The sequence below is a fragment of the Robbsia andropogonis genome (assembly GCF_000970345.1).
Classification (GTDB): domain Bacteria; phylum Pseudomonadota; class Gammaproteobacteria; order Burkholderiales; family Burkholderiaceae; genus Robbsia; species Robbsia andropogonis.
Genome location: NZ_LAQU01000002.1, coordinates 157,904 through 176,675 on the forward strand (window position 1 = coordinate 157,904; position 18,772 = coordinate 176,675).

The 18,772-nt window shown below is 58.1% G+C and carries 12 protein-coding genes; 5 read left to right on the top strand and 7 right to left on the bottom strand.

What is annotated here, in order from left to right:
- Window positions 1-437: 437 nt before the first annotated feature.
- Window positions 438-692, top strand: coding sequence for a hypothetical protein (locus tag WM40_RS02665; RefSeq protein ID WP_024904888.1), 255 nt, complete (start codon window positions 438-440; stop codon window positions 690-692).
- 21 nt (window positions 693-713) lie between these two features.
- Here WM40_RS02665 and gudD read toward each other — a convergent pair whose 3' ends face one another.
- Window positions 714-2,063, bottom strand: a complete 1,350-nt coding sequence (gudD, locus tag WM40_RS02670; protein WP_024904889.1) for a glucarate dehydratase — start codon at window positions 2,061-2,063, stop codon at window positions 714-716.
- Window positions 2,064-2,378: 315 nt separating this feature from the next.
- Between gudD and WM40_RS02675 the strand changes: the two genes are divergently transcribed.
- A complete protein-coding gene (locus WM40_RS02675) occupies window positions 2,379-3,083 on the top strand; it encodes a FadR/GntR family transcriptional regulator (protein WP_046152076.1) in 705 nt (234 codons plus the stop codon).
- A gap of 13 nt (window positions 3,084-3,096) precedes the next feature.
- Here WM40_RS02675 and WM40_RS02680 read toward each other — a convergent pair whose 3' ends face one another.
- The 3 genes from WM40_RS02680 to WM40_RS02690 form a co-directional block, all read right to left on the bottom strand.
- Window positions 3,097-4,833 (bottom strand): ATP-binding protein, encoded by a 1,737-nt coding sequence (locus tag WM40_RS02680; RefSeq protein WP_024904891.1) that lies wholly within the window; start codon window positions 4,831-4,833, stop codon window positions 3,097-3,099.
- Window positions 4,833-6,344: an ATPase domain-containing protein gene (locus tag WM40_RS02685; RefSeq protein WP_024904892.1), complete on the bottom strand. Its 1,512-nt coding sequence runs from the start codon at window positions 6,342-6,344 to the stop codon at window positions 4,833-4,835. The genes WM40_RS02680 and WM40_RS02685 overlap by 1 nt, the downstream gene beginning before the upstream one ends.
- Before the next feature lie 451 nt (window positions 6,345-6,795).
- Complete coding sequence (locus WM40_RS02690; RefSeq protein WP_046152077.1) at window positions 6,796-9,270, bottom strand: glucose/quinate/shikimate family membrane-bound PQQ-dependent dehydrogenase; 2,475 nt, start codon at window positions 9,268-9,270, stop codon at window positions 6,796-6,798.
- A 742-nt stretch (window positions 9,271-10,012) separates the two neighbouring features.
- Between WM40_RS02690 and WM40_RS02695 the strand changes: the two genes are divergently transcribed.
- Window positions 10,013-10,708: a lipocalin family protein gene (locus WM40_RS02695; RefSeq protein WP_244141693.1), complete on the top strand. Its 696-nt coding sequence runs from the start codon at window positions 10,013-10,015 to the stop codon at window positions 10,706-10,708.
- A gap of 46 nt (window positions 10,709-10,754) precedes the next feature.
- Here WM40_RS02695 and WM40_RS02700 read toward each other — a convergent pair whose 3' ends face one another.
- Window positions 10,755-12,470: a thiamine pyrophosphate-dependent enzyme gene (locus WM40_RS02700; RefSeq protein WP_024904896.1), complete on the bottom strand. Its 1,716-nt coding sequence runs from the start codon at window positions 12,468-12,470 to the stop codon at window positions 10,755-10,757.
- 180 nt (window positions 12,471-12,650) lie between these two features.
- Window positions 12,651-14,342, bottom strand: a complete 1,692-nt coding sequence (gene ggt, locus WM40_RS02705; RefSeq protein ID WP_081765095.1) for a gamma-glutamyltransferase — start codon at window positions 14,340-14,342, stop codon at window positions 12,651-12,653.
- A gap of 565 nt (window positions 14,343-14,907) precedes the next feature.
- Between ggt and WM40_RS02710 the strand changes: the two genes are divergently transcribed.
- Window positions 14,908-15,639, top strand: a complete 732-nt coding sequence (locus tag WM40_RS02710) for an MBL fold metallo-hydrolase (protein ID WP_024904898.1) — start codon at window positions 14,908-14,910, stop codon at window positions 15,637-15,639.
- Window positions 15,640-15,655: 16 nt separating this feature from the next.
- A complete protein-coding gene (locus WM40_RS02715) occupies window positions 15,656-16,456 on the top strand; it encodes a sulfite exporter TauE/SafE family protein (RefSeq protein WP_236693354.1) in 801 nt (266 codons plus the stop codon).
- A gap of 73 nt (window positions 16,457-16,529) precedes the next feature.
- On the opposite strand, the gene WM40_RS02720 is transcribed toward WM40_RS02715, so the two are convergent.
- Complete coding sequence (locus WM40_RS02720) at window positions 16,530-18,647, bottom strand: hybrid sensor histidine kinase/response regulator (protein ID WP_052738137.1); 2,118 nt, start codon at window positions 18,645-18,647, stop codon at window positions 16,530-16,532.
- Window positions 18,648-18,772: the final 125 nt, after the last annotated feature.

The following is an 18,772-nucleotide window of genomic DNA, read 5'->3' on the forward strand; positions in this document are numbered from 1 at the left end:
CCTTGAGCCCGTGCACGCATGAAGACCGTTACGAACGGATACTGCCATGAAAGGAAAGTTCGACCGAATCCGTATCTTAAAAAACAATTATTACCGTCATTACGTCCGATTTAACGGTATGATTTTTATAGAAAATCCATAATATGTTACAAAATGAAACAAGCATCTGATTCGCCCTTCAGTGCCCGGGAATCACGTCGTATACCGTGCATGGAAGACACATTTCAGTGCGTGAACATCTGAAAAAAGACCGCGGCGAAAGAAAAGGTCGCGTGAATCCATTCGGTAATCGAAGTTATCGCACTCCCGACCAACATCCTTACTTCGAATGCGGTCACGAAAGTGACACGCTATTGCGAGCAAGATGGGTGCCGCAATATACCGTCCGGGTTGGGTGGACGATAAGCCCATATTGTATTGAACAAATCAAGCAGCCAATGGCGAAAATGGACAGCGTTACGCAGCAGGATGTCAGTCTGGGGGAGGACGCGTCGGCGGCAGCCCAATCGATGTCGAGCCGATTGCCGATATTAGCGGTGGGGAGAGAACGGATTCAGATCGCGGACCGCATGGAAAGCGATCAGCACACGGTGACGTCGGCACAGCTGATCACGCAGCGCGTACTGGATACCGTAAAAATAGCGATGTCGATGCAAGCCCCACCGCCACGCATTATGCGTACGGTGGAATAGAGAAACATCGCTGCCTTTCGATCAACGCACCATACAGGGGCGCTTGTTATCGAATTGCCAGTTCGGCACCAGATACTGCATGGCGACGCTGTCATCACGCGCACCCAGACCATGCTGCAAATACAGCGCGTGGGCTTTTTCCAATTCGTCGTAGTCGACTTCGACACCGAGTCCCGGCGTTTGCGGTACGACAACCTTGCCACCAACGATCTGGAACGGCGCACGCGTCAGGCGCTGCCCGTCCTGCCAGATCCAATGTGTATCGATTGCCGTGATCTTGCCTGGCGCGGCGGCAGCCACATGCGTGAACATCGCCAGCGAGATATCGAAGTGATTGTTCGAGTGCGAGCCCCAGGTCAGCCCCCAGTCCGCACACATTTGCGCAACCCGTACCGAGCCCTGCATCGTCCAGAAATGGGGATCCGCCAGCGGAATGTCGATGGACTGCAACTGCACCGCATGGCCCATTTGACGCCAGTCCGTCGCAATCATATTCGTCGCTGTCGGCAGACCTGTCGCACGCCGGAACTCAGCCATCACTTCACGTCCGGAATAACCGTCCTCGGCACCGCAGGGATCTTCCGCGTAGGCCAGCACGTGATGTTGGTCTCGACAGAGACGGATCGCCTCGGCCAATGACCAAGCACCATTCGGGTCCAGCGTGATCCGTGCATCAGGGAAGCGCTCGGCCAGCGCGGTTACCGCCTCGATCTCCGCGTCGCCACTGAAGGCGCCGCCCTTCAACTTGAAATCGTTAAATCCATACCGTGCATGCGCGGCCTCGGCCAGTTTGACCACGGCCTCGGGCGTCACGGCTTCCTCGGTGCGCAGGCGTTCCCATTCGTCGGCCGGATTCGCCGACGTTGCATAGTCGAGCGGTGTCCTGCGCCGATCACCGATATAAAAGAGGTAGCCGAGCATCTCCACTGCGTCGCGTTGCTGCCCTTCACCCAATAACGCTGCCACCGGCACGCCCAGATGCTGTCCAAGCAAGTCCAACAGCGCCGATTCCAGTGCGGTAACAGCGTGAATCGTCGTACGTAAATCGAAAGTCTGTAAGCCGCGACCACCTACGTCGCGATCCGCAAACGCAATCCGCGCCTTGTTCAGCAGGCCACGCATGTCGCCAATCGACTGACCGATCAGCAACGCACGCGCATCGTCAATCGTCTGCCGGATCTTTTCGCCGCCCGGTACTTCCCCCACGCCGGTGTTCCCCGCGCTATCCTTCAGCAAAACGATGTTGCGGGTGAAAAAGGGACCGTGTGCCCCGCTCAGGTTGAGCAGCATGCTGTCGCGTCCTGCAACCGGGACGACCCGCAGTTCAGTAATGGTCGGTGCGCCCTTTGCGGCGATCGTGTTGGCGGTCATCTGGCAATCCTCGCGTGTTGTCTTGTGTCGAGCGCGAAAGGTCCGCAGCCTGTGGTAGCACATCGCAGGCGTACTCGAATGTGTGACATGACTTCTGTTGTCCGACAACGATTGTAGCGAATTTGACTTTTTCGGCCAACGACGCGTTAACCCTGAGCTTTAAGCCAATCGAACAGCTATAAATGCGCGATATGATGTCTTAAATACACCCACTTATTATACGATGTCGTATAACTATTTACTTTATTCTCGGCGTTGCTGGCGCGTGCTGCTGACCGAGAAACAAGGTCGCCTCGGTCTTCTTCGGAAGAAGTCATGACTTCACTGACCGATAAGGTGTTTGCCGCCTTGATGTCAGACATATCGGATGGCCGGTTACGACCAGGAATGCGGCTACCCACCGAAAACGGCTTGATGCAACGGTTCTCGGTAAGTCGGTCCGTGATACGAGAGGCAATCTCGCGGATGCAAGCCGAGCGGACCCTTGAGACGCGACATGGCGTGGGCAGTTTCGTTCTGGCGCCGCCAGCCCGGGCGGTCATGCTTGATTCTCCTCCCCAGACAACGCTCGTGGACGCATTTGCCATCCTTGAATTTCGCACGGAAATTGAATGTGCGGCGGCGGCTTTCGCCGCGCTACGGCACACCAATGCGCATCGGCGGCAGATGGCAGATGCGCTCGATCAGTTCGAGCAAGCACTATGCAACGGGAGCACCGACGTGGTGGCGCACGACATTGCGTTCCACTCCGCAATCGCGGCCGCCAGTGGCAATCGTTATTTCCTGGATGTCCTGCAACAAATGGGCCGTGGCGTGAGCCCGCGTTCGCAATTGGCGGCGAGGGAAATCGCCGCGCTGGATCGCGTCGCGCTTTTACGAGACGTTCTACGGGAACACCGGCTGATCGAGCAGGCTATCGTACGCCGCGATGCCGATGACGCCCGCGCAGCGATGCGCATGCACTTGGCGCACAGCCGTGAACGACTGAGGATCGCAGCAGGATTAGCGCAAGGCGTTTGAAGCCGTGCCGTCCTCAAACGCCTTGCGCCGCGCCACTGACCATCGCCAGGATCATGTCGTTCAGCCGCGTCAAAGCGAACGGCTTGTGCAGAACACGTGCATTCGAAATGCCGTCCAGCGCCGCTGTATCCGTGTAGCCGGTGATCACCAGCACCTGCAACTCCGGGTGCAACTTCTGCGCGGCGCGGGCCAGATCAGCGCCGTTCATGTTCGGCATCGAATAATCGACAAGCAGCACATCGGGCCGCGCCAGAGTCATCAATTCGAGGCCGCGGACGCCCGAGGATGCCTCCGTCACCGAGAAATTCTCACTCTCCAGACCCGCGACCAATGAATCACGGACATTGTCATCGTCATCGACGAGCAATACCTTGATTCCGCTACCTACTCCTTGCATTGCCTTCGCGGCGATAAGCGTGGCCGGATGCACAGCTTCCGTGGACTCCGGCGCGGCGGCCACTGGGAAGAACAGACAGAATGCCGTGCCCTCGCCCGGTGTGCTACGCACCTTCACGGCACCACCGCATTGATGCGTGATACCCCAGACTTGCGACAGGCCAAGACCCGTCCCCTTGCCCACCGGCTTTGTCGTGAAAAAGGGATCAAAAACCTGATTCACCAGCGTCGGTGCGATACCCACGCCCGTATCGCTGACGCACAGCTCGATATAGTCACCGGGCGTCAAGTCGGCAGGCAAGTCGTTGTCACGAGGCGCATACGTGCTGATCGTGATGCGTCCGCCTTTCGGCATGGCGTCGCGTCCGTTGCTGACCAGGTTCAAAATGGCCAGCTCAAGCTGATTCGGATCCGCCATCAGATACGCCCCGGGCGCGCCTGGCACGAACCGCATCTCCTGCGTTGCATCGAGCGAATGCCGCGCCAGCGTCGCCAATTCCTGAATCAGTTGATCGACACACACTGGCTGCAAGGTAAGTTTCTGCGTCCTGGAAAACGCCAGCAACTGACTCGCGAGACGCGTACCGCGCTGCGTCGCGCCCAAGGCATTGGCAACAAATCCATGGGCGGGGTGACCCGCATCCAATTGCCTGTTCGCTAATTCGAGATTGGCACTCAAGCTCATCAACAGATTATTGAAATCATGCGCGATGCCGCCAGTCAACCGCCCCACCGCCTCCATCTTCTGCGCCTGCGTCAATGCCTCTTCCGCGCGTTGTCGTTCACGTGCCTCATGCCGCAGTTCGTTGTTGGTCCGCTCGAGCTCCGCCGTACGCGCGGCCACGACGTGCTCCAACTCCTCGTGACTGCGCGCCAGCCGCGCCTCGGCCTGCCGCAGCCGGTCATTGGTCGCGGCAACCGCGACCAATTCGTCACGAATTTGAAATTGGCGCCGGCGCCCGGTCAACGCGGCTTCAATGGCGCTGACAAGAACCAGCGCGCTCATCGGGCGCTCGATGTACACCACATTCGTCATGCGCTTCGGCAAGCGTGCCGCAAGCCGTTGCTGGATCGAGGAATCAGCGCGGCTACGTCGCGCCAAAACGATAAAAGGAATGTCCGACCAAGGCGGCTGCGCATCAAGACGCTTTTCCAGTGCCGCCAGATCAATGCTGGCCAAGGCTTCGTCGGTCAACAGCACCGCACCGCTCGCTTCATGCAGTTGTTCCAGCAGCCACTGCGAGGTAGGGCACACCACCGGATCGATATCCAGCGTACCAAGAATATCGGTAAGGATCGCGGCATCGCGACCATACGGCGCCAGAACAATGACCTGTCGCGAAAAGGGAACCATTATCGACCACGTGCCTCGTCTTCTGGCTCTTGCAGCATGAGCGCACTCGGCGCGCCAGTATAAGTCGGCGTGCCGGTCAGGATGCCATTGAAAGACACCAACGGTGCACTGATGTCGATGCCGGCGGTGCTGACGACCAATTCACGAATCGTGTCCTCATGCTGGTTTCCACGATTCTTGATAACGGATAACGCCTTGCGCACACGTCCGTTGGCTTCGAAGAAGCGCAGCAGAATGACCGCGTCTGCAATATAGCTGATGTTGATCGTGCCCACGCTCATGCTGCCAACCAACCCCATTTGCGGGACGATCAGGAAAGTGGCAACGCCTTGCTGATTCAGAAACGACAGCAATTCGTGCAGTTGCAGCACCAGCTCTTTTTCCTGCGGCATGGCAGAGACATAGCCGTTCAGGCTGTCGATCAAAATCACCCGGGCACGGTTCTCCCGCACCTCGCAACGCACCATCGTCGTGAATTCCCCAGGAGAAATTTCCGAGGGATCGATCTGGCGGATATGCAGGATCCCCGAGTCGATATGCCGCTGGAGGTCGATGCCGACACAACGCGCTCGGACCAGCATCGTGCCGATCCGTTCATCAAATTCATACACGACGCTGCGCTCGCCGCGTTCGCATGCGGCGGCGATATATTGAAGCGATAACGTCGTCTTGCCGGCACCGGCCGGACCGGTAATCAACGTACTGGTGCCGCGTAGCGGACCACCACCCAGAAGCGCGTCGAGCTGCGCATGGCCGCTGGCCAGCGGGTTGTCGTCAAACATGACATGGTGCTCCGATGCAATCAGGCGCGGGAACACTTTCAGCCCTCCCTTCCGGATCGCATAATCGTGGAATCCTTCGCGAAACGCACTGCCGCGCAATTTCTGCACCTGCAAACGCCGACGCGCGATACCAAAATCAAGTGCCAGACGCTCCATCGTCAGCACGCCGTGCGCAAGACTATGTAAATCCAGGTTATGGCCGTTGGGTGCGGTCATATCGTCCATCAGCAGCACCGTCACGTTTTGAGAAGCGAAAAACTGCTTCAGCGAGAGGATCTGCCGACGAAAACGCTGCGGCTCCTGCGATAGCAAACGCAGTTCAGACAAACTGTCGAAAACAATGCGCGCCGGGGCCGTCGCCTCTACCTGCGCGGAGATCATTTTCACAACCTCGGTCAACTCCGCTTCCCACGAGTGCAGGATCGACTGATTGTCGTCGAACCGCATCGCGGCGCCAGACTCCCCCAACTCGAACAGCGTGATGCCATCGAGCGACCATCCATGCCCGCGCGCCACCTCGTCGAGCTCCTCCACGGTCTCCGACAACGTGATGTACAGGACCTTTTCACCCTTTTCCAGGCCGTCGCGCAGAAATTGCAAGCCAAATGTCGTCTTGCCTGTTCCTGGGGTACCCTCTACCAGATACATCCGACGCGGGGGCAAGCCGCCATGCAGGATATCGTCGAGTTCCGCCAGTCCGGTTGATACGCGGGTATTCGTGCTATTCATGTGCATCTGTAAACAAGGCAGGTTTTGAGGCCCGGATCGTCGCACTGTCGGCGTTTCCAGTGACAGCTGGGCGCTTGGAGCAAGACCCATGCATGTTATATGAAGGCACGAAGAAAGAAGGCGGCCATGATCAGAACGCCCGGCGACGCGAAAACGCGGCCCCGTGTTCGGCAATCTGATCAAAATCGACGGAACGGCGCTCGAAACTGCGAGTCTACACGCGGCGGTAAACTTCACCGCAATTTATTGCGTGTGGCAAAAAAACGATGCCAATGCGCACATCCGCCGCGTTTCCGGCAGGATTTCGCGCAACGGTTCGTTGCGTCGCGATCATCACGGCATTCAACATGGCGGCAAGCACGGTGACTGCTTGGTCAATCACCCCCCCCTTGACCAAGCGCGTGGTTATTGTCCATGGGAACCGCAGGCACGCGACGAGTGCCTTGAACTGTTACTTCGCATCCGGCAATGCATATGCGATCACGTAATCGCCGAGCTTTGTACCGAACGATCCATGTCCACCCGCAGCGATGACGACGAACTGTTTACCGCCCGCTTCATAGGTCATCGGCGTGGCCTGGCCACCGGCGGGGAGGCGGGCCTGCCATAACGCATCACCCGTATTCGTGCTGAATGCCCGGAGATAATTGTCCGCGGTCGCCCCGATGAAAAAGACATCGCCGGCAGTTGTCATCGGCCCACCCAACATTGGCATCCCCATCTTGAAAGGCAATGGTATCGGCGAGCTGTCGCGCACGGTTCCGATACGCTTTTTCCAGACGATCTGGTTGGTCTTCAGATCAACTGCCGAGATGTAACCCCAGGCCGGTTCCTTGCAGGGAAAACCGAGCGGCGACAGGAACGCGTTCAACTTCACGCCAAACGGCACGCCATATTGCGGTTGCACGCCGGACTCGCTTCCCGGACCGCCCTTGTCACCCGCTGGTGGCGCGATCGGATTATTCGGTCCACGCGGCACCAATTGTGAGACGAACGGCAATGCAATAGGATTCGCGATGGCGATTTGACGATCGGTATCCACCGCCAGCCCGCCCCATTCGAACATGCCCAGGTTGCCCGGGAACACCAACGTACCCTGTTCCGAAGGCGGCGTGAATGTACCCTCATAACGGAGGCGATGGAACATCACGCGACACATCAACTGGTCAAACATTGTCGCACCCCACATGTCGGCGCCCGTCAATTTCTTGCTCGGACGGAAGGTGAGTTCGGAAAACGGCTGCGTTGGCGATACATGGTCGCCGGCGGCCGCGCCCTGCGGTACAGGCTTTTCCGGAGCAGGAACGACGAGTGCACCCGTACGACGGTCCAGCACGAAGATATTTCCTGTTTTTGCCGGGGCATACACCACGGGCACCACGTTGCCGGATTTGTCCGTGATATCGGCAAGGGTGGGCTGCGCCGGCAGATCCATATCCCACAAATCATGGTGTACGGTCTGGTAGAACCAGGCGAGCTTGCCGGTAGAGGCGTGTAACGCCAACAAGCTGCTGGCGTAGCGCTCCTGTTCCGGAGTGCGGTTGCCGCCCCAGATGTCCGGCGTGCTCACCCCCATCGGAAGATACACGAGATCCAGCTTGGCATCGTAGACAGCCGGCGCCCAGGAATTGGGCGAGTTCAACGAATAGTGCCCGCCTGGCGGCAGCAACCGGTTCGGGTCCTTGGCACCCGGATCAAATGCCCACACCAGCTTGCCGCTTTCGACGTCGAAACCGCGAATGACGCCGGATGGCTCACGCGTGGAATAATTATCCGTGACTGCACCGGCCACGATGATCACCTTGTCGGTCACCACTGGCGGCGACGTCGGCTCATATTGTCCGGCGGTGGTAACCGGTTGACCCGCCTGCAAGTTCAGGTCTCCCTTGTCGGCAAAGTCCGGGCATAACTGCCCCGTTTCCGCATCTAGCGCGTAAAGATGACCGTTGTTGACCGGTAGAAAGATACGGCGCTGGCAAATCGCGGCGCCTGACCCCGCTGCGTCGGCCATGGGAACCGTGGGCCCACTTGCGATGGGTGCCGCGACAGCAATTGCGCCTGAAGCAGGCGCATTCGTGACCGCACCACCCATCGCCGCTGCACCCGTCATCTCGTGATAGGAAACGCCGCGACAAGTTACGTGCTGGAAGCTGGGGTTCGTCTGCAAGTGCGGGTCGAATCGCCAGACTTCCTTGCCCGATGCGGCATTCAATGCAAACAGGATCTGGTGCGGAGAGCACAGGTACAGCAAATTGCCGACCTTGATCGGCGTCACTTCATCCGTGATCTCACCCGGGTCCGACGCGCGCTTCATATCGCCCGTACGGAACGTCCACGCCACCCTCAAATCCCTTACATTGTCGGCATTGATCATCCGCAAAGGCGAATAGCGCGTACCAGTCTGCGTACGTCCGTAGGCCGGCCAATCGCCCGAGGCCACGCCATCCTGGGAGGAGAGCGCCGCGGAAGCCGTTTGTTGCGGCAATATACCGTTGATTTCCTGCGGGTCATTGAGCACCGCATACGCCAATACCACCGCGCTTACCCCGATGCTGCCGATCAACGCAAACATCGGCCGTTTCCGACTGCTCGACAGCGTCCGATACACGAACGGCAATACCAGCCATACGCCGAAGATCACTAGCACATCAAGGCGCGGTGCCAGCGCCCAGAAATCGAAGCCTGCCTCCCAGACGGCCCAGACTGTCGTGCAAAGCAACAGCAGCGAGTACAAGACAAGTGCGGCCCCCTGCCGCTTCGCCAGCATCGCCGCCACTACAAGCATCACAATCCCCGTAATCGCGTAATACGGCGACCCTCCGATCATGCACAACCAGACGCCACCGGCCAGCAGATACAGCCCGGTAAGCACGGCAAAAATCACGCTGAGAAGACGCGGCACGCCGGAAGGCGCTTCCTTCTTCATGAGAACCTCGTTTTTCAATATTGGATAAACCGGACGATCTGCGGAACGCTGGACGCGCGCAGACGGGTAGGGGCGCCCCAATGGAGCAACGAACCGCCATTTTTCGAAATAATGATATTGTCTGAGTTTCTATGCACTTCTGATCATTATCCTACCGGGCTTCGGAAAAAAGCGTACGCCCATATCACAGGGCGCGGCAGTAGTGGCAAACACCCTTGCTGCACTAGACAGCAACGAGATGCAAGGTTAACGTAAGAAAAATACCAATAACGCTTATGCACGGTTCTATTTCATACAATACGCTAGTGCGATAAAGAACGTAGTAAATGCACTCGATTTTAGAAGTTGATTGCAAAATGACGTTTCGAATTTTCATAACCCGTTCGAATAACGATTGCGGGCTGTATGCCTAATGTGAAAATGCGGTTGCCAAGGTCAATTCGAGACCTCCTACAGCGCATGCGCAGCAGCAACATGCGGCTTCGGCACATGATTGCATGTACACGGCAAGGTTCAACTGCACAGTTTTTATTACCGCACTACGCCGGTTGTCTCGTGCATTGCGAACAAAGCGACTCCCCTCTCCTGCCCGCGAAATCCTGAAACATGAGAAGCGCCGTCAGGCATGAGAAATGCTTATTTGTATTCCCAGGTCGCCACACGCATTGTCCCAATGCGGTTGCCGTGCCCTTAGAACAATATTCAAATGAATACCGCGACTGAAGTATCGAGGAGAGCACCCGTGTTTGATCGTAGTACGCGCGCCAGACGCGCCCAATCCCTGTCGCTACCGCGCTCTCAGGCGCGCAATCAATCCGCCATGGACTTTCGACGCAGCAAGCATGTACTGAGCGAATCGGCACGGCCACCTTATTCACCGGCCGTGCTGGGAACGGCAGCATTTGCCGCGCTGGCGCTGAGCGGCTTGGCCGCTTACGGTGCATGGCGCGGCTGGCAGTCGGCACGCCCCAGTGGCAACCGGGCCGTGCCGCAACCCGTGAAGCCGGTCGATATAGCGCGTTACGCAGGGCGTTGGTACGAATGGGCGCGCTACGAGAATCGCTTTGAGCAAGGATGCGAACGGGTGACGGCGGAGTATCGGCCAACACGCGACGGTATGCTGCGCGTTGTCAACACGTGCGGCTGTCACCCCGATGCCCCATCCGCGCACCGCAACGAAGGTAAGGCAAAAATTGTTGCTGGCAGCCGTAACGCCAAACTGAAGGTCTCGTTCTTCGGCCCGTTCTACCTCGGCAATTATTGGATCCTAGATCATGACGACGACTATCAATGGTCCATCGTTGGCGAACCGAGTGGGCGCTATCTCTGGTTGTTGACGAGAGAGGCTGTGCCAGATGAGCACATCATCGCGGTCCTGATGAGTCGTGTCGTCGCCATGGGTTACGACACGACATTGTTACGCCTTACGATGCAGTAAAAATGGCAGAGCCACTGGCAGAAAGTGATCTTGCCAGTCCAGCACATCAGCTCAGAAGATTGTCCTTGATCATGGAGACGACATCCTTCGCCCGACCGCCCATGACGGCTTTTGCCGAATAGAGCGCGGTGCCGAATACTTGTGCTTTTTCGATAACCGGCGGCATGACCAACTCCATCCTATCGGTCGTGACGTCGAGGAGCGCCGGGCCGGGGTGCGCCAACCATTTGCGCACCGCGTCTTCCAGCGCCTCGGCGTTTTCGACACGGCGCCCATAGATTCCAATCGCTTCCGCGACCATCGCGAAATTGGGATTTTTCAGGTCCGTGTATGCGTCCAGCAAGCCTTCCACCTTCTGTTCGAGCTCCACGAAGCCGAGCGAGCCATTGTTAAACACCGCCAGCTTCACATCGATCTTTTCCTGTACCGCCGTGATCAGATCACCCAACAACATTGTCAATCCCCCATCCCCGCAGAGACCAATGACTTGTCGATCGGGAAACGCCTTTTTCGCGCCCAGTGCCTGCGGCATGGCATTCGCCATCGTGCCATGCGTCAGGCTGACAACAGTGCGGCGCTTACCGGTCGCACGGGTATGACGTAGCAGCCAGACCATCGGCGAACCGCAGTCAGCGGTGAATACGGCATCATCATCGGCAAGGCGATCGATCACCGAGGTCAGATACTGCGGGTGAATCGCACCTCCCCTACCCACTTTGGCGCGCGAATCCCACTGGGCCTTTGCCTTCTCATGACGCTTGACACTATGTTCGAGAAAGCGCGCGTCTTCGTGCGGCATCAACAGTGGCAGCAATGCGTCGAGTGTCGCGCCGATGTCCCCGACCGCGCCTATTTCGATTGGATGACGACGGCCCAAATGGGTGGCATCGATGTCGATTTGCACGATGCGGGCTTTTTCCGGATAAAACTGACGCCACGCGAAGTCGCAGCCGAGCAAGAGCAAAGTATCGCATTCAGAAACAGCTTCATAACCAGAAGCGATTCCGAAAATCCCTGTCATGCCAACGTTGTAGGGATTGTCATACTCCACGAAATCCTTGGCACGCGACGTGTGCGCAAACGGCGATTTCAGTCGATCGCACAACGCCATGATCTGCGCGTGCGCACCCTCGCAGCCGGAGCCGCCATAGACGGTGATCTTCTTTCCGGCGTTGAGTATGGCAGCAATGTTTTCCAGTTCGATATCATTCGGCCGCACAACGGGCGCGGCACGATGCACGGCGAATGGCGGCGCCTCGGGCGCCTCCGCGCTGGATACATCCACCGGAAGAATAATCACCGCAACGCCGCGCTTTGACAACGCCGCCTGTGCCGCCATGGCGGCCACGCGGCCTGCTTGTGCCGGGCTGCGCACCTCCTGGCAGAAAACGCTACACGTATCATAGATTGGCTTGAAATCCACTTCCTGTGGAAAGTCGAAGCCCAGTTCGTCGCGCGTGATCTGGCTTGCGATCAATACCACCGGGGCACGATTGCGATGCGACTCGAACAAACCATTGATGAAATGCAGGCTGCCCGGGCCGCAGGACCCCGCACATAATGTCAGACGGTCGGCAAGCATGGCCTCCGCGCCCGCGGCGAACCCGGCGACTTCTTCGTGTCGCGTGTGAACCCATTCAATCTCGCTACGACGGATCGCATCCGTGACGTAATTCAACGTATCGCCTGGAATGCCCCAGCAATGCCGTGCTCCGGCTGCCTGCAACGTTTCCACAATGACATCCGCAACACGCTTGCTCATCGCATTTCTCCATATGGGGGCGGGAGAAATTCATCCCTGGGTAACTAGACTGCACTTGTGTCTAACATACCGGGGATTGACGACACCTGCACGACGGCACGATGGAAAAGTACTGTCAGGCGATACGCTCACGCCGGTGACATTTGCGCTGTCATGCGGCGTGCATCGCGGCGCTTCTGATCAATATCCTGCCGCCGTGCCGGCCGGTCGACGCGGGTCGTTTGCACCATACAACCACCCTACACGCACCTTTCCCGACACACCCGCATCATTACCGGAACTCGCGCCTTCCGAAACGACGCTTGTGCCGGGCAAGCCAACGAGAATGACCTCGGCCGCACCCCATGGGGTCTGTTCGACCATCTTGTAGCCCATCTTCTTCATGATCGCCAACGTATCGGGCGATACACCCTGCGTCTCGTAATACACTTCATCCGGGAGCCATTGCTGATGGATTCGCGGCGCGTCGACGGCTGCCTGCGGTGCCATCCCAAAATCAATGACGTTTAGCGCCGTTTCCAGCGTGATCGTGATGATTCGCGAGCCGCCCGGCGAGCCCAGGACCATGAACACCTTGCCGTCTTTCGTCACGATCGTAGGGGCCATCGACGACAGCGGTCGTTTCCCTGGCGCAATGGCGTTTCGTTCGCCCTGCACCAAACCATACAGGTTCTGTGCGCCAACTTTTGTCGTGAAGTCATCCATCTCATCGTTCAGGAAGAAGCCCGTATTCGGCGCCATCACGACGGCACCAAATCGACCATTGATCGTATAAGTGGTGGACACGGCATTGCCCTGGGCATCGGCAATCGAATAATGGGTCGTCTCGGGTTTCTCATGCAGGCCGTCACCAGGCTTGACGGTCTGCGACGGCGTTGCGCTATCGGCTTCGATCCGTGAACGTATATCCGCCGCATAGCGTTTGCTCAGTAACTTGTCGAGCGGGTTGTTGACGAATGCGGGGTCGCCGAGCAAGGTGTTGCGATCCAGGTACGCATGGCGCATCGCTTCCGTCATCACATGCAACGCCGCGGCCGACCCGTAGCCCATCGCGCGCAAGTCATAGCCTTCCAGTACGTTCAGAATTTCGCACATCGTTACGCCACCGGAACTGGGCGGTGGTGAAGAGATGAACGTATAACCGCGATAGCTGCAACGCAACGGTTCCGTATCATCGGCTTTGTAAGCAGCAAAATCGGAAGCGCGCAACAAGCCGTTGCTCTTTTCCGATGCCGCCTCGATGGATTGCGGAATCGCGCCGTGATAAAAAGCATCAGGCCCCTCCAGCGAGATACGCTCGAGCGTACGGGCCAGGGTTTTTTGCACCAGACGATCACCAGGTTGCAGCGCACTGCCGTCCGGACGCAGGAAGATACGACGTGCTTCGGCATCATCCTTGAATTGGGCCACCGTCGTATCGAGAATATCGGTGTCAGCGCGAGTCAATACGAAACCATCGCGTGCAAGTGCAATCGCCGGTGCCATCACTTGGCGCCGCGTCAGCTTGCCGTAGGTGCGTTGCGCCAGATCAAGACCTGCAACTGTACCCGGCACACCCACCGCACGATAGCCATACAGGCTTTCTCCTTTGCGTAAGTTGCCGTTTTCATCGAGGTACATATTCGCCGTTGCGGCAGCCGGTGCCTTTTCCCGAAAATCAATGAAACGGTCGCGGCCATCCGCAAGGTGGATCGTCATGAACCCGCCGCCGCCGATATTGCCGCAACACGGATTGACCACCGCTTCGGCATAGCCGACAGCGGCAGCCGCATCTATCGCATTACCTCCCATTTTCAGTATATTGACGCCAATATTGGTCGCCAGGGATTGCGATGTCACCACCATGCCGTTTTTTGCCTCGACAGCAGGCATCGATGCCGCGCGCACGGTCACCGGCGCGCATACTCCGCTCAATAAGACGACTGTCGCAATGGGCACGATGCCGCGATGCACCCGCAATGTGTGCGTGCCTAAGACGGTAGGAATTGAGTGTATGACAGCGCATAGGCGAAGGATGGAAAGGCGCGCTGGCGCTACCGTACGAACACCGGCAACGCATGCCACTGCACGCGCGAAGGCAAAGCATTTCATCGACGAACTCCGACAGATAGTCAGGCCATTGTACTTATCCTGAAATAATCCGTTAATTCGCGATCGGCACGTCCAGGGTAATTTCCGACAAGCGGGCAGGAACGGCGGAGGCGCCTGCCATGCCGTTCCTGCCCGCTGCTGTCAAATGACGACATCGCCCCCTGATCTGGCGACCCGGCTTGGCCTCAAACTACACAACCAGATCGGCTCGACCACGCAGAGCCGGCACCGGCAGGAACGTTGGCTGGAAACATCCACATCACACGGAAGCACAGCTCAACCTCTTTATTATTATAAAATATAAGCATATACTTTAGGGTAATATAGAACTGTCGTAGGAGTCATCATGCTGTTCCGACAAATCTTCGATCGCACATCAAGCACTTACACCTACCTGCTGGCATCACGCGTCGGCGGCGAAGCGCTGATCATCGATCCGGTCAAGGAGCATCTACGGCAATACCTTCAATTGATCACGGAACTGGATCTGAAACTGGTGCAAGCGATCGACACGCATACTCATGCCGATCACATCACTGCGCTAGGTGATCTCCGGGATGCCGTGCAATGCACCACCGTCATGGGCGAACGCACCCATGCCCAATGCGTCAGCCGACACGTGCATGAAGGCGAAATACTCGATGTCGACGGCGTGCGGCTTCAGGCGATCTATACACCCGGCCACACCGATGAGTCATTCAGCTTCGTGCTACGGCCCGAGCAGCCACGCGCCGTCTTTACCGGTGACGTATTGCTGATTCGAGGCAGCGGTCGAACTGATTTTCAAGGGGGAGATCCGCATCGGTCATGGGATTCCATTACCAACAAATTGTTCAAGCTGCCCGATGACACGCTCATTTACCCGGGTCACGACTACAGGGGCATGACCGCATCGTCGATCGGCGAGGAAAAGCGCTGGAATCCGCGCCTGGCGGGTAAGACAGAAGCCGAATACGTGGCGTTTATGACCGGACTGAACCTTCCGAATCCTGTCTTGATGGACGTCGCCGTGCCGGCGAATCTTGCCTGCGGTCAATCGACGGTTGCCGCAAGCAACACCGTCATCCAACAAGACTGATGCACGCAAGGCACGCATGTCTATCTTGATTCCGTCCTTGATGGTAACAGGTGGGGGCGCCGCTCAAGCGCTGGCCGCCGCCGTCTGCGGGGCGTTCGTCAGCTTTGCGCTGGGTCTGGTTGGCGGCGGTGGCTCCATCCTGGCCGTACCATTGATGTTGTATGTCGTGGGCTTGAATAATCCGCACATCGCCATCGGCACCGCGGCACTCGCCGTCGCCGTGAATGCTTATCTGAACTTGATCCCGCATGCACGCAGTGGCAGCGTGCGATGGGGCGCCGCATTCGCATTTGCGGCCAGTGGCGTGCTGGGTGCCTCAGTTGGCTCCAGCGTCGGCAAACAGATCGATGGACAGCGATTAATCGTTTATTTTGCGATGTTAATGCTGTTCGTCGCCGTTCTGATGTTGCGAGGTCAATCGCGTCCAACGTGCGCGGCGAATGCGGCACCTGTGCGCTATGGCCGCGTTTGCTGCACAGGCATCGGTGCTGGTAGCTTGTCTGGATTTTTTGGGATTGGCGGGGGGTTTCTCGTCGTCCCGGGCTTGATGCTGTCGGCCAGGTTGCCGATTATCGAGGCAATCGGTACATCCCTGTTCGCCGTTGGTTCATTCGGCCTCACCACCGCCGCCAACTATGCCATATCAGGACAGCTCGACTGGCAAATCGCCCTGGAATTCGTCGCGGGAGGCGTGGTCGGCGGATGGATCGGGGCGCGCGCCGCCACGCGGCTTGCACAACTACGCGGCGTCTTGAATATCGTATTCGCCGTGATGATCGTCATGGCCGCGAGTTACATCCTGTACCGTTCAGGTTGAGCGATAACGCCAGGCGACAATACACTTGAGCCTATGAAACAGGAGGCATCAGTGATGTGCTGCCGTTGCTGCGTTATTTGTCCGGGTGCGTGCTCTGGCCTTCACGATCCTGGACCGCGAGTGGCGCCATCCCGGACGCGACGTCGCTTTGCGCGGCCGCTTTACCTTCCCCCTGTTTCTGCAGCATGCTCTGCGCGCGCACAATCACGGCTTCCAATGAAAAGGGCTTTGGCAGCATCTCCATGCGCTCGCCAAGGAAGCCATTGGCCGTTGCCACCTCGGCATAGCCCGTCACGAACAGTACGGGCAACTGCGGCCGCAACTCGCGGGCAATATCGATCATCTGACGCCCATTCATACCGGGCAAGCCGACATCGGTCACCACCAAATCGACCGTCTCGTCAGACGAGAGTATGGCGAGTCCCGACGAACCATCGTGTGCAGATAAGGTCCGGTACCCGGATTGCTCGAACAGAACGCCGAGCAATTCGCGAATGGTTGCGTTGTCGTCGACAATAAGCACTGTTTCGCCGGACCCCAGGTGATGATGCGCGCGCTCTTCCACAGCGGAATGGCCTCGCCCGTCGTCGGTCGACACTTCAGGGAGAAGCAGTTCGACGATCGTGCCACTGCCGACCTGGCTATTAATACGCATGAAGCCGCCCGATTGCCCCACAAAACCATGTACCATCGACAGCCCCAATCCCGTCCCACGACCCGACGGCTTCGTTGTGAAGAACGGCTCGAACGCCTGATCGACGACATGCTGCGGCATGCCAGTGCCCGTATCGGTTACGGCAATACAAACATAGCGGCCCGGGTGCGCATCCTGATGCAATTGGGCCATCGCTTCACTCACTTCTTCGATGCGCGATTCGACTGACAGCGTCCCGCCATCCGGCATGGCATCGCATGCGTTGATCGAAAGATTCAGCAGCGCACTTTCTAACTGATGCGGATCGCATCGCACACGGCAGGGCTGGCTGTCAGGCAACAGCCTGATCTCGATTTTCTCGGCGGCTGACTGTCGCAGCAGATCGGTCAGCGTCGGGATCAACTGCGCGACATCCACGGCCCGCGGTGCCAACGGTTGTCGACGAGCGAACGCCAGCAGACGATGCGTCAATGCCGCAGCCTTGCGTGCCGAACCCATTGCCATCCCGATAAATCTATCCAACTCGGACAGCCTGCCTAGCGCAAGAAGTTGGCGGATCAATTCGAGCGGGCCCAATACGCCTTGCAACATATTGTTGAAGTCGTGGGCGAGACCACCAGTCAAGTGTCCGACCGCCTCCATCTTCTGGCTCTGGCGCAGTTGCTGTTCCAGCAGTCGCTGCGACGTCATGTCAAGCCCGACGCCGGTGCGGCGCACGGGCATGCCATCGTCATTGAAATACGTGTGTCCACGCGACAGCACCCAGCGCGTCGAGCCATCAGGATGACAGATTCGATATTCAAGCTCGAGATCGCCGCGGCGAATCAGGCCGCCCGTCATTGTCTTGCGTAAAGCGATCAAATCATCGGGATGCACATTCGCGAGGAAACGGACGCGCTTGATGCCGCCAGCAGCTTCCGCGGGATCGATACCATATAGGGCGGCAATGGCCGCATCACAAAAGAAGCAGTCACTGCCGACTTCATATGTCCAAACGCCCACGCCATTGACCGCGGACAACGCCAGCCGCGCGAAATCCTTCGAATCATGCAGTGCGACTTCCCGCTCCCGCTGTTCCGTAATGTCACGGACGGCGCAGTACAGATAGTCACCTTTGCGCATCGCCGACCATGCGGCGAGTCGGTAGGTGCCATCGGCGCACAGCAGTCGATTCTCGAATTCTTGCGTGGCGCCGTCGTCTTCGAGATCATCAAGTGCTAGCGACAACCTGTCGCGGTCATCCGCATGCGCGAGCGTGCATAACAACCGACCGATGACGTTTTCGGCTAGCCAGCCGAGAGTGCGCTCCCACGTCCGGTTCACATCGACGATCATACCGTCACGGTCTACGATCGCGCGCATCTCATAGCTGATCCGCGAAAAGGGATCATCCTCCCGTTCTCGCACGCGTAAAGCCTTCAGCACGCCGCCGATGCTAGCCGTGGACTGCGCGATGATCGGTCCCGCGCCCTCGTTCGGAGGCGCGCGCTCACCGCCAGCAGGTGCTGGGCTGGAAACGGCGTTGTCGATGATCATGCCAATAAGAGGAGCAAAAAGGCCGTTGAAATTTTTACCAGACCGTGTAGGTCGAGCCGATGACGACTGGCGTTATCCCTACAATCGTCTCATTTCCGGGCACTTCCTGCTTGACAACCAAGCAT

Excerpts from the sequence above, each read along its gene's own strand:
- WM40_RS02665 (WP_024904888.1), top strand. The coding sequence starts at position 438 with ATGGCGAAAATGGACAGCGTTACGCAGCAGGATGTCAGTCTGGGGGAG.
- gudD (WP_024904889.1), bottom strand. The coding sequence starts at position 2,063 with ATGACCGCCAACACGATCGCCGCAAAGGGCGCACCGACCATTACTGAA.
- WM40_RS02675 (WP_046152076.1), top strand. The coding sequence starts at position 2,379 with ATGACTTCACTGACCGATAAGGTGTTTGCCGCCTTGATGTCAGACATA.
- WM40_RS02680 (WP_024904891.1), bottom strand. The coding sequence starts at position 4,833 with ATGGTTCCCTTTTCGCGACAGGTCATTGTTCTGGCGCCGTATGGTCGC.
- WM40_RS02685 (WP_024904892.1), bottom strand. The coding sequence starts at position 6,344 with ATGAATAGCACGAATACCCGCGTATCAACCGGACTGGCGGAACTCGAC.
- WM40_RS02690 (WP_046152077.1), bottom strand. The coding sequence starts at position 9,270 with ATGAAGAAGGAAGCGCCTTCCGGCGTGCCGCGTCTTCTCAGCGTGATT.
- WM40_RS02700 (WP_024904896.1), bottom strand. The coding sequence starts at position 12,470 with ATGAGCAAGCGTGTTGCGGATGTCATTGTGGAAACGTTGCAGGCAGCC.
- ggt (WP_081765095.1), bottom strand. The coding sequence starts at position 14,342 with ATGCCTGCTGTCGAGGCAAAAAACGGCATGGTGGTGACATCGCAATCC.
- WM40_RS02710 (WP_024904898.1), top strand. The coding sequence starts at position 14,908 with ATGCTGTTCCGACAAATCTTCGATCGCACATCAAGCACTTACACCTAC.
- WM40_RS02715 (WP_236693354.1), top strand. The coding sequence starts at position 15,656 with ATGTCTATCTTGATTCCGTCCTTGATGGTAACAGGTGGGGGCGCCGCT.
- WM40_RS02720 (WP_052738137.1), bottom strand. The coding sequence starts at position 18,647 with ATGATCATCGACAACGCCGTTTCCAGCCCAGCACCTGCTGGCGGTGAG.